The following is an 11614-nucleotide window of genomic DNA, read 5'->3' as shown; positions in this document are numbered from 1 at the left end:
CTACAGAAAACCGCATTCCCATGTAGGAGCTGCCGCAGGCTGCGATCTTTTGATTTGCCGCTTTATCAGACAACCCAAGCATCCGCGCGCCACTTTGGCTAAAATGCCGGCCTTTTCCACCGACACCGCCGGAACCGCCGTGAGCAAAGAACCCGATCGCATTTTCGCCAAGCCCTTGGCTCAGGTACCTGACTTCGCCTTCAACGAAGACGTGGTGCGGGTGTTCCCGGACATGATCAAGCGCTCGGTGCCGGGTTACCCGACCATCGTCGAAAACCTCGGCGTGCTCGCCGCGCAGTTCGCCCAGCCGAACAGCGTGCTCTACGACCTCGGCTCATCCCTGGGCGCGGTCACTCAAGCGCTGCGCCGTCACGTGCGCACCGACGGTTGCCGGGTGATCGCTGTGGATAACTCTGCTGCGATGGTCGAACGCTGCCGCGAATACCTCAACGGTCAGGACTCGATGTTCCAGGAGTTGCTGCCGGTCGAAGTGATCGAAGGCGACATCCTCGCCCTCGATTTCCAGCCTGCTTCGGTGGTGGCGCTGAACTTCACCCTGCAATTCATCGCCCCGGATCAGCGTACGGCGCTGCTCTCGCGCATTCGCCAAGCGCTGCTGCCGGGCGGCGCGCTGATTCTGTCGGAAAAGCTGCGCTTCAACGATGCCGAAGAACACGCGCTGCTCACCGATCTGCACGTCGCCTTCAAACGCGCCAACGGCTACAGCGAACTGGAAATTGCCCAGAAGCGCAGCGCCATCGAAAACGTCATGAAGCCCGACAGCCTCGAAGAACACCGCGAACGCCTTCTGGCCGCCGGGTTCTCGAAAGTCGTGCCGTGGTTCCAGTGTCTTAACTTTGCCTCGTTGATTGCCTTGCCATGATTGATCTGTCCCCCCTCGCCCGCCGTCTGGCCGGCACACCGCTGGCCGAATGGGCCAACACCCTGCAAGCGCAACTCGACAAGAAAATGGAGAAAGGCCACGGCGACCTGGAGCGCTGGCAAAGTGCGCTGGATGCCCTGCCGAAAATCCAGCCGAGCGAAGTTGATCTGCTCAACGGTTTGAAACTCGACACCGATTGCGACGATGAAACCCGCGCGCAGATGCACACCGCGTTGATGGGCCTGTCGCCTTGGCGCAAAGGGCCGTTCGATTTGTTTGGGGTTCACGTCGACACCGAATGGCGCTCGGACTGGAAGTGGTCGCGCGTCGCCCCGCATCTGGACCTCAAGGGCAAACGCATCCTCGATGTCGGTTGCGGCAACGGCTACTACATGTGGCGCATGCTCGGTGCCGGCGCGAACAGCGTGATTGGTGTTGACCCGAACTGGTTGTTCTTCTGCCAGTTCCAGGCGGTGCAGCGTTATTTGTCAGAACCGAATGCCTGGCACCTGCCGTTCCCGTTCGAAGACCTGCCGCCGAATCTGGAAGGGTTCGACACGGTGTTTTCCATGGGCGTGTTCTACCACCGTCGCTCGCCGATCGAGCATTTGCTGGCGCTGAAGGATTGCCTGGTGAAGGGCGGCGAACTGGTGCTGGAAACGCTGGTGGTCGAAGGCGACAAGCATCAGGTGCTGGTGCCGGAAGATCGCTACGCGCAGATGCGTAACGTGTGGTTCCTGCCGTCGGTGCCGGCGCTGGAATTGTGGCTGCGTCGTGCGGGGTTTACCGACATTCGTTGCGTTGATGTGAGCACAACAACGGTTGAAGAACAGCGCGGTACCGAGTGGATGAAGTATCAGTCACTGAGTGATTTCCTTGATCCGGAAGATCACAGCAAAACCATCGAAGGCCTGCCGGCGCCGATGCGCGCGGTGATTGTCGCGAAGAAGTAATCCGACCAATCACCGCGGTGAGCCCACCCCTCACCCCAGCCCTCTCCCCAAGGAGAGGGAGCTGATCATTGAGCTTTTCAACACTTGAGTTCGACTCGGAATCTCAGGTCGACGGACTTAGCCCATCCAACTCGGTCAGTCCCCTCTTCCCAAGGTGAGGGGGCTGATCGTTGAGCTTTTCAAGACTTGAGTTCGACTCGGAATCTCAGGTCGACGGACCTCGCCCATCCAGCTCGGTCAGTCCCCTCTCCCTCTGGGAGAGGGTTAGGGTGAGGGGCTTTTTGCTCGGCGAGCACGGAAGAATTCGGTCAGCACGGCGCCACACTCTTCGGCCAAAACCCCGCCTTCATATAGCACTCGATGGTTGAGAAAACCCTGGGTAAAAAACTGCCCCTGACTCTGCACAATCCCCGCCTTCGGCTCCAGCGCGCCATACACCACTCGAGCCACTCGCGAATGCACGATCAAACCGGCGCACATGCTGCACGGCTCCAGCGTCACATACAGCGTGCTGCCCGGCAGGCGATAGTTATCCACCGCCTGCGCCGCCGCACGGATGGCGACCATTTCTGCATGGGCACTCGGGTCGCTGGTGCTGATCGGGCAGTTGAAGCCGCGCCCGATGATTTCGCCATCCTGCACCAGCACTGCGCCGACCGGCACTTCACCCAGCGCTGCGCCTTGTGCGGCGAGGGTCAGGGCTTCGCGCATGAAATCGCGGTCACGGCTACGGTCGATGATCGCCGCAGGGCGAATCTGGCGCATCACTTCACCTCGATGGCGGCCATCAGGCCGGTTTCCATGTGATCGATCACGTGGCAGTGGAACATCCACACACCCGGATTATCGGCTACCAACGCCACTTGCGCGCGCTCGTTCTTGCCCAGCAGATAGGTGTCAGTGAAATACGGAATGATCTTGTGCCGGTTCGACGCGATCACCTTGAAACTCATACCGTGCAGGTGGATCGGGTGCTGATACTGGGTCATGTTCTTCAATTCGAAGATGTAGCTCTGCCCCAGTTTCAGACTGGCAATCGGCCGGTCGGCGCAGGTCTTGTCGGTGATGTCCCACGCTTTGCCGTTGATCTGCCACAGACTCGGCGGCCGGCCATTGTCGACGTTGACCGACACCGAACCGACCCATTCGAAATTGAAGTTGAGTTTCTCGGCATTGGCCAGGTCCGGCTCAGCCACCGGGTTGGCCGGCAACGCTTTCGGCCAGTCGCTCGGCGCATCGTTATTGGCCACCGAACGCAGCGTGCCCAGACGCACCGGGCCGTTGCGCAGCGACAGTTCTTCGCCCGCCGCCGGTGCCTTGATCGCCAGACAAATGCGCATGCCCGGACCCAGCCAGTATTCTTTGCCCAGCGGCCGCGGTTCGATCGGGTTGCCGTCCAGCGCATAGATCTGCGCTTCGACGCCGGGAATATTGATGCGGTAAGTCAGCGTGTTGTCGAGGTTGAGCAAGCGCACCCGAGTGATCTGCCCGGCAGGCAAATCAATCACCGGCAACGGCACACCATTGATCGTCGACAGTCGCCCCGCCGTGCCGCCGCGCGCGGCTTCTCGCGGGATACTGAACTCGACGAAGTTGCCTTCGTCGTCGATATGCCAGTTCTTCAGGCTCAGGGTCTTTTCGTATTTGAAACCGGTCGGCTCGCGCTCTTCGATGATCAGCGGCCCGACCAATCCGCGCCCGAGTTCTTCGCTGCTGCTGACGTGCGGGTGATACCAATAGCTGCCGGCATCCGGCACACGGAACTTGTAATCGAAGTATTCGCCCGGCAACACCGGCAGCTGCGACACGTACGGTACGCCGTCCATTTCCAGCGGCAGGCGAATGCCATGCCAGTGAATCGTGGTCGCCACCGGCAAATGGTTGATGAAGCGCACTCGCAGCCATTCACCCTGACGAACACGCAGCTCGGTGCCCGGCGCCGATGGGCCGAACGCCCAGGCCTCGGTCTTGTGCCCCGGCACCAGCTCGACGTCCAGCGGTGCGGCGATCAGCTCATAGTCGTGGCCCGCCTCGGCGTCGGCCATTTTGCCCAGCCAGTAACGCGACGCGCCCCCCGCTCCAACGCCAACGACAACAAGACCGGCCAGGCCACCGAGGATTTGGCGACGGGTAAAGGACATGAACTCAACTACCTCACGTATCAGCGACGGACCCTGAAGGCCCGTAAAAGGCGAATACGATACACCTGCGGTTGAGAAACAGTAAGGGCGACCTGAGGCCGCACTTACCCTTCGGGTTCAGGGCCGCAGGCCGGTAATCAAGTGCACTACGCCACGTTCCTGCAGCATGACACCCGCGACACCGGCATCGCTCAGCGCCTGGCGATCCATACGCGTCAGATCGCGCAACGTCACCCGCACCCGAGTCAACGCCACCGGTTGCTGCGACTTGAGGTTATCCGCGCCTCCAAGTGCCGCGATGATCGCTGCGCTCAAGCCACTGTCAGGCTCGGCCTGCACTTTCGGTACGTCGGCCACGAGATCCGGAGTCAGGGCTTTCCAGAACGCCTTCTGCAATTTATCGAACATGTTCAGTTCTCCAGAACCGGTAAAGTATCGGCTGCCGCCTCGTGATACAGGCGCAGCGCCTCACGCACCTCTTCAGCACTCTCGAGCCCCAGCACCTGTTCGGCTATGGCCTTGCAGTCGAGCAGATTCACCTCGCGCACCGCCGCTTTGATCGCGGGAATCTGCGGCACGCTCACGGACAATTCATCCACGCCAAGCCCCAGCAGTAACGGCACCGCGAGCCGCTCGGAGGCCATCGCACCACACACGCCCACCCATTTGCCATGGGCGTGCGCGGCTTCGACGGTCATGGCAATCAGGCGCAGTACCGAGGGATGAAAGCTGTCCGCCTGACTGGCCAGACGCGGATGATCGCGATCCATCGCCAGGGTGTATTGCGTCAGATCGTTGGTGCCGATCGAAAAAAAATCCACATGCGGCGCAAATCGGTCAGCCATCAATGCCGCCGCCGGGACTTCGATCATGATACCCAGCTTCGGCAGTTGGCCAAGATTCAGCGCCCGGGCTTGCTCCTCCAGTATCTGCCGGGCCTGACGCAATTCCGCAAGCTGGGTAACCATCGGCAGCATGATGTGCAGACGCGTCAGGCCGACACTGCCGAGGATCGCCCGAAACTGCTCGCGCAACAGGTCCGGTCGCGCCAGACACAGTCGGATCCCGCGCAGTCCGAGGAACGGATTGGTTTCACTGTCCATCGGCACGTACACCAGCGGCTTGTCGCCGCCGACATCCAGCGTGCGCACCACCAGATTATGCGCGGGGCCAACCGCCCGGGCGATGGCGTTATAGGTCGACACTTGTTCGTCGCGCGTGGGGGCATGATTGCGATCCAGATACAGAAACTCCGAACGCAAAAGCCCCACGCCTGCAGCGCCCAAGGTCATCGCCTGCTCGGTTTCGCTCGGCGATGCGACGTTGGCTGTCACCTCGACGTGATGCCCATCGCGGGTACGGGCCGCCAGCGCCGCCTGCGCGTGTTCATGCTGATGGCGCAGACGTTGTCGCTCATGCCGGGCCTGCCATTGACTGATGACTACGGCTCCCGGATTCAGCTGCAACTCGCCTTTGTCGGCATCGAGTAAGACCTGGGCGCCATTGGCTAACGCGAGCATTTGTGCAGGCATCCCGCAGATCGCTGGCAGACCCCACGCTCGGGCCAGAATGGCCACATGACTGGTCGCCCCGCCGCCCACCGTGGCGAACCCCAACACCTTGTCGGTATCGAGTCCGGCGGTTTGCGAAGGCGTCAGTTGATCGGCGATCAGGATTGTCCCGGCCGGCAGCGCCAGCGCCTGCTCGCTGACCCCAAGGATCAGTTTCAGGACCCGCGAGCCGACATCCGCCAGATCCGCCGCCCTTTCCGCCAGCAACGAAGTCCCGAGTTGCTGGAAAAGTACCGCTGTCGACTCGGTGGCTGCGCGCCAGGCAAACGCTGCACTTTTGCCCTCGGCGATCAACGCCTGAGCCTGATCGAGCAGGCCTGGATCGGCGAGGAGTTCCTGATGTGCCTTGAAAATTTCCGCCTGAGCATCGCTGCCGGCAATGTCGCGCAGATGCTGCAAGGCCATATCGGCCTCGATCAGCGCGTTTGCCAGTGTTTCGCGCTCAATATGCGGACCGACGCCAAACGTATTCACCTCGAGCGTCGGCTCGCTGATCTGCATCACTCGCCCCAACGCCGAACCGGATGAGGCACAGACCCCGCGTAGCACCGTCAGGGTTTCTGGCTCGACGGACTCGACTGTCGCCGTCGTCGGAGCGGTCACCGCTTCGCCACAGCCCTCGGCCAGCAATCGGGCCAGCGTGTTGACCGCGACATCCGCGTCTTCGCCCAGCGCACTCACCTGCACGCTGTCACCCCAAGCCGTCTGCAACGCCATGATCGCTACCAATGACTTGGCGTTGGCTTCAGCCTGCTGTCTGTGCAAATAAATCCGCGCCGAAAAAGCCTTTGCCGCCTGTGCCAGAACGGCCGCCGGACGCGCGTGCAGACCATTGGGGTTGGGCAGTCTCAGCAACGGCGAAAACAGCCTTTCACCTTCGGTCCCCACCGACGCTTCGCTGGTCACCTCTGGATTGGCAAGGCTCAACAGCGGCTGGCCGGTTTCGACCAGACCGGTTGGCGCGGCCAGCCACGTGAATGGCTCACCGCTGACCACCAACATCAGGGTCATCAGGCTGCGGGCGTGCAGCGCAATGTAATCGGCGTCGAACTCGATCAGCGCCTGCCCGGCTTCAACCCGCTGACCTTCCTCGACCCGTCGGCTAAACCCCTGCCCCGCCAGGTTCACCGTATCCAGACCGATGTGCATCAATACCTGAACGCCGTTGTCATCGGTGATGCTCACCGCATGCCCGCTGGCCTGCACGGTGCTGACCACCCCGGCCAGCGGCGCGCACAGCGTTGCCGAAGTCGGGTCTATGCAAAGGCCGTCGCCGATCACTCGGCTGGAGAACACTTGATCCGGCACTTGATCAAGCGGTATCAGCACGCCGGACAAAGGTGCCAGCAATTGCAATTGTTGGGGTGTGGCCATGGACGTCACCTGCAGTTTGTTCTCTGAAGTGCCCGTGGAGCGCAACGCCCCACCAGCATCGCTTATTTCCACCAGTATTCGACCTGCAATCCGACGTTCGCACCGTGGCGAGCGGTGCCGAAGGCACCGGTGTCGGACAGCGCCGAGCCCTTGGCCAGTTCATTGGCCGCCCGCTTGGCGGCCTCGTTCCAGGTGGCGTAGGTGTAATACAGACGCACCTCGGGCCGCGCCCAGAACTCCGGCCCTTTGGGGGACCAGGTCGGGGCCACGGTGAACTTGCTCAGCTTGCGCGTGCCGCCCGCTGCTTCGACTTGATCGTGGCCCAGCTCGGTCACCAGTTTGAATTGTTCGGTGAGCGCATAAGTCGGCCGCACGCCCAGGGATATCCAGTTCTGATCGGCACCGTCCGCACGAATGTCTTTCTGATACACCGCCTCGATCTGACCACCGAAGCGCGGCGTCACCTGCCAATCGAAAAACTCGACGATCCGGTAACTCTTGTTGCTGTCGTCCAGCCTGACGTTGCCGGTGTAGCCCAACCCGGTGCCGGGCCCTTCCCCGTATTGCAGGGCGAATTTGTTCTCGCCGCCGAAAAAGTCCTTCTGCACATGCTGGGTGGTGACCGCCCAGCCCCGGTGTGCATCGCGACTGTCGGGTTTGGCGATGAAGCTCAAGCCGAACTCAAGCGCTCCCCCCGGATTGCTATCGAACCCGGCCACGTTGAAGTCGTGCCGGTTGATGTAGTCCTTCTGGTACAGGTTGTCCTTGCGTGAGAAGGCGTAGCTGTATTTCAGATCGCCGATCAGTACATCCTCGACGCCGCCGCCCGTGGCGCTCTGGTTCCAGTAATAGAAGTCGGAAATGTGGATGTCATTACGTTTGTAGTAGCGACGCCCGGCCCACAGTGAACCACCGTTGAGCGCAGGCAGGTTCGACCACTGTGTGTACAGCTGTGGCAGGCGCACCGAGCCGTTGTCTTCGTTGAACGTCAGGCTGCGGTTGTAGCGGTTGTACAACGAGGCCATGCCGTCGACGCTGAACACCGAGCCGTCGTCGAAGGTGTACAGATCCTGACGCAACTCCAGTTCACCGTACTGCTCGCATTCGTTACCCAGGCGGTATTTGGTTTGCGCCCCCGGCAACTGAAAACACGACTGGCCGCCGCCCTTGAGCGAGTTGCCGAGGCCACTGCGCAGGTAACCGCCGAACTCCAGCGCGGGTGACGACTGTGGGAACGCGAGGCATATACCTGCGATTGCAAGGCTGCGATTTATTGTTGTTTTCATTAAGCCATCCCATTGTTTTTATTGTGTGCTTGCATGAATTCAGCGCGCAAAACTCCCCCGCGCAGGGCTCTGCGTGTTTTTTGGAAACGTTGGTGTTGCCGTCAGGGATCAGGAATCGATCAGATGCAGGACGAATGATTCGTAAGGTCGCAACGTTATCTGTCGACGGCGCAACGGGCCGTCCGGGTAATTGCTGATCAACTGGCGCTGGCTCATCGACTCGCTGATGACCGTCGATGGCAATTGCACTTCACAGGTTGTCCCGTAGAAGTTGTTCACCACCAACAAACGCTCGGCGTCACCTTCACGCACATAAGCCCAGACTTGCGGATGCTCCAGCAGCAATTGCCGGTACTGCCCCTCGGTGATCAAAGACTCGCGGCGACGCAGCGCGATCAGATGACGGTAGTGATGCAGCACCGAGCCCGGATCGTCGAGCTGATTGGCGACGTTGATCTGCGCGGCATTGGCGGGTACGCCGATCCACGGTTCGCCACTGCTGAAACCGGCGTTTGGCCCGGTGTCCCAGTGCATCGGTGTGCGACCGTTATCGCGGGACTTCTGCATGATCGCCGCCATGTTGTCGGCATCGCTGCTGCCGGCTTCGCGCTTGAGGCGAAAGATATTCAGCGTCTCGACATCGCGATAATGCTCGATCGATTCAAACCCCGGATTGGTCATGCCCAACTCTTCGCCCTGATACACGAACGGCGTGCCCTGTAAAAAGTGCAGCGCGGTGCCGAGCATCTTTGCCGAGAGTTCGCGGTACTCGCCGTCATTGCCGAAGCGCGAGACCACTCGCGGTTGATCGTGGTTACACCAGAACAACGCGTTCCAGCCACCGCCGGCCTGCATGCCGGTCTGCCAGTCGGACAGAATGCGCTTGAGCTGGAGGAAGTCGAAATCGGCATGTACCCATTTCTGCAGGTTCGGATAATCGACTTTCAGATGATGAAAGTTGAAGGTCATAGACAGTTCTTTCGACTGCGGATTGGAGTACCGGATGCAGTGTTCGAGGCGGGTGGATGACATCTCGCCGACGTTGATCAGGTCATGCCCTTCGAAGACTTCACGGTGCATCTGTTGCAGGTATTCGTGAACGTTTGGCCCGTCGGTGTAAAAGCGTCGGCCGTCGCTGTGATCTTCGGGGAAGTCGGCAGGCTTGGAGATCAGGTTGATCACGTCCAGACGAAAGCCGCCCACGCCCTTGTCACGCCAGAAGCGCATCATCTTGAACACTTCAGCGCGCACCTTGGGATTGTCCCAATTGAGGTCCGCCTGAGTGTGGTCGAACAGATGCAGGAAGTATTGGCCGGTCTGGGCTTCGTACTCCCAGGCAGAACCACCGAACTTGGATTCCCAGTTGTTCGGCTGATCACGCCAGATATAGAAATCGCGATAAGGATTGTCGAGGCTGCTGCGCGCCTGCTGGAACCATTCGTGCTCGATCGAGGTGTGATTGACCACGATGTCGAGCATCAACTTGATGCCGCGTTTGCCGGCTTCGGCAATCAGCAACTCGCAGTCGGCCATGCTGCCGTAACTCGGGTCGATCGCGTAGTAATCGCTGATATCGTAGCCGTTGTCACGTTGCGGCGAACGCAGGAATGGCGTGATCCACAAACAGTCGACACCCAGCCAGTGCAGATAGTCGAGTTTGGCGACAATGCCGAGCAGATCACCGGTCGGATTGCCGGCGTGGCTGTGGAAACTCTTCGGGTAGATCTGGTAGATCACTGAACGTTGCCAGTCTTGCATGGCACATTTTCCTCTTGAATTTACGAGTCCTGCAGGTGCGACTTCAGGCAACCCGGTAACCAGGCCGGACAATCTTCATGCTCAGCGCACAGGTCAGAACGAACGGCACAACCATGGCAATCAGCATCCCGATCACAAACATCGGGATGAACTGCGGCATGATCGAGATGAAACCAGGCAGGCCGCCGACGCCGATGGCCGACGCCTGAATCTTGTTCAGCGAAAGGAAAATGCAACCCAAAGCGGAGCCGGCCAGTGCCGCGTAGAACGGAAACTTGTAGCGCAGATTGACGCCGAACATCGCGGGTTCGGTGATACCGAAGTAGGCAGAAATAGCCGAGGTCGACGCCATGCTCTTGTCCCGTGCACTACGGGTCATCCAGAACACCGCCAGGGCGGCACTGCCTTGAGCGAGGTTGGACATGACGATCATTGGCCAGATGAAGGTGCCACCTTGGGTCGAGATCAATTGCAGGTCGACCGCGAGGAACATGTGGTGCATGCCGGTGATGACCAGCGGCGCATACAGCAGACCGAAAATCGCTCCCCCGACCATCGGCGCCAGGTCAAACAGCATGACCAGGCCCTCGGTGATGAAAATGCCGATGTGACGGGTCATCGGGCCGATCACCGCCAGCGCCAGCACGCCGGTGACGACGATGGTGGTGATCGGTACCACCAGTAATTGAACGGCGTTGGGTACGCGCGCGCGCAACCATTTTTCGATGACGCTCATGACGTACGCGGCCAGCAATATCGGCAGGATCTGACCTTGGTAACCGACTTTCTCGACTTCAAACAAGCCGAGAATGTCGAAGTACGGCATTTGCTGACCGTCGAGCCCGGCCACGGCCTTGCCGTAGTTCCAGGCGTTGAGCAGGTCCGGGTGAACCAGCATCAGGCCCAGCACGATGCCGAGGATTTCACTGCCGCCAAAGCGCTTGGCCGCCGACCAGCCCACCAGTGCCGGCAGAAAGACAAAGGAGGTGTTGGCCATCAGATTGATCAGGCTCCAGAGCCCGTCGAGCTTCGGGTAGGCATCCAGCAGCGTCTGCCCTTCGATGAACATGCCCTTGGCACCGAGCAGATTGTTGATGCCCATCAGCAGGCCGGCAATGATCAGCGCCGGGAGGATCGGCATGAACACATCGGAAAACACCCGCACCAGACGCTGCATGGCGTTGATCTTTTCGGCGCTTTTCTGTTTGACGTCAGCGATGGTCGAGGCGGCGAGACCGGTTTGACGGCGCAGCTCGGCGTAGACTTTCTCCACCTCGCCCGGCCCGATCACCACCTGGTACAAACCACCTGTGAAGAACGAGCCTTTGACCAGATCGATCTGATTGAGCGTGGCGCTGTCGACCAGCCCCGGATTCTTCAACGCCAGGCGCAAACGCGTGACGCAGTGCGCGGCCTGTTCGAGATTTTCGCTACCGCCAAGGCTTTGCAACAGCTCTCTGGCAATATTCGGATAGTCGTGGCTCATGCTAGTTCTTCCGCTGTGGATTGTTGTTATTGGCAGCATGCCGAAGCGAAAAGTACTCGTCTGTACGAGTTAATGCAACAACTCGTACAGACGAGTTTGTTTTTGTATGTTTTTGCCGGATCAACCGGGATATTTCCTACTTCACCTTCAGGCGATTCCAAT

Annotated in this window: 9 protein-coding genes; 2 read left to right on the top strand and 7 right to left on the bottom strand. The window is 60.1% G+C overall.

Annotated features, from left to right (window positions below):
• Positions 1-103: 103 nt before the first annotated feature.
• Together cmoA and cmoB are read left to right on the top strand one after the other, a co-directional pair.
• On the top strand, positions 104-883 hold the full coding sequence (gene cmoA, locus ACW9IR_RS18735) for a carboxy-S-adenosyl-L-methionine synthase CmoA (protein WP_176470119.1): 780 nt from the start codon (positions 104-106) through the stop codon (positions 881-883).
• Positions 880-1836 (top strand): tRNA 5-methoxyuridine(34)/uridine 5-oxyacetic acid(34) synthase CmoB, encoded by a 957-nt coding sequence (gene cmoB, locus ACW9IR_RS18730; RefSeq protein ID WP_457464598.1) that lies wholly within the window; start codon positions 880-882, stop codon positions 1834-1836. The genes cmoA and cmoB overlap by 4 nt, the downstream gene beginning before the upstream one ends.
• A 264-nt stretch (positions 1837-2100) precedes the next feature.
• Here the strand turns inward: cmoB and tadA are convergent, their stop codons facing one another.
• The 7 genes from tadA to treP all read right to left on the bottom strand — a co-directional run bounded on the left by tadA (position 2101) and on the right by treP (position 11452).
• A complete protein-coding gene (gene tadA / locus ACW9IR_RS18725) occupies positions 2101-2601 on the bottom strand; it encodes a tRNA adenosine(34) deaminase TadA (RefSeq protein ID WP_034156281.1) in 501 nt (166 codons plus the stop codon).
• Positions 2601-3977, bottom strand: coding sequence for a multicopper oxidase family protein (locus ACW9IR_RS18720; RefSeq protein ID WP_457464596.1), 1377 nt, complete (start codon positions 3975-3977; stop codon positions 2601-2603). The genes tadA and ACW9IR_RS18720 overlap by 1 nt, the downstream gene beginning before the upstream one ends.
• A 117-nt stretch (positions 3978-4094) precedes the next feature.
• Entirely contained in the window at positions 4095-4385 is a 291-nt protein-coding gene (locus ACW9IR_RS18715; protein WP_095122470.1) for a PTS transporter subunit EIIB, read from the bottom strand.
• 2 nt (positions 4386-4387) lie between these two features.
• On the bottom strand, positions 4388-6922 hold the full coding sequence (ptsP, locus tag ACW9IR_RS18710; RefSeq protein WP_457464594.1) for a phosphoenolpyruvate--protein phosphotransferase: 2535 nt from the start codon (positions 6920-6922) through the stop codon (positions 4388-4390).
• A 62-nt stretch (positions 6923-6984) separates the two neighbouring features.
• Positions 6985-8208 carry a carbohydrate porin gene (locus ACW9IR_RS18705; RefSeq protein WP_457464592.1) on the bottom strand — a complete coding sequence of 408 codons (1224 nt, stop codon included), beginning with the start codon at positions 8206-8208 and terminating at the stop codon, positions 6985-6987.
• A gap of 108 nt (positions 8209-8316) precedes the next feature.
• Entirely contained in the window at positions 8317-9966 is a 1650-nt protein-coding gene (treC, locus tag ACW9IR_RS18700) for an alpha,alpha-phosphotrehalase (protein WP_457464590.1), read from the bottom strand.
• Positions 9967-10009: 43 nt separating this feature from the next.
• Positions 10010-11452, bottom strand: coding sequence for a PTS system trehalose-specific EIIBC component (treP, locus tag ACW9IR_RS18695; RefSeq protein WP_102900327.1), 1443 nt, complete (start codon positions 11450-11452; stop codon positions 10010-10012).
• Positions 11453-11614 lie beyond the last annotated feature (162 nt).

Source organism: Pseudomonas sp. SDT291_1_S447 (assembly GCF_054070155.1).
The sequence above is the reverse complement of the archived record's forward strand: the minus strand, read 5'-3'. Positions and strand labels throughout refer to the sequence as shown.

Bases quoted from the DNA above. Each gene is read 5' to 3' on its own strand.
- cmoA (WP_176470119.1), top strand. From the start codon at position 104: ATGCCGGCCTTTTCCACCGACACCGCCGGAACCGCCGTGAGCAAAGAA.
- cmoB (WP_457464598.1), top strand. From the start codon at position 880: ATGATTGATCTGTCCCCCCTCGCCCGCCGTCTGGCCGGCACACCGCTG.
- tadA (WP_034156281.1), bottom strand. From the start codon at position 2,601: ATGCGCCAGATTCGCCCTGCGGCGATCATCGACCGTAGCCGTGACCGC.
- ACW9IR_RS18720 (WP_457464596.1), bottom strand. From the start codon at position 3,977: ATGTCCTTTACCCGTCGCCAAATCCTCGGTGGCCTGGCCGGTCTTGTT.
- ACW9IR_RS18715 (WP_095122470.1), bottom strand. From the start codon at position 4,385: ATGTTCGATAAATTGCAGAAGGCGTTCTGGAAAGCCCTGACTCCGGAT.
- ptsP (WP_457464594.1), bottom strand. From the start codon at position 6,922: ATGGCCACACCCCAACAATTGCAATTGCTGGCACCTTTGTCCGGCGTG.
- ACW9IR_RS18705 (WP_457464592.1), bottom strand. From the start codon at position 8,208: ATGAAAACAACAATAAATCGCAGCCTTGCAATCGCAGGTATATGCCTC.
- treC (WP_457464590.1), bottom strand. From the start codon at position 9,966: ATGCAAGACTGGCAACGTTCAGTGATCTACCAGATCTACCCGAAGAGT.
- treP (WP_102900327.1), bottom strand. From the start codon at position 11,452: ATGAGCCACGACTATCCGAATATTGCCAGAGAGCTGTTGCAAAGCCTT.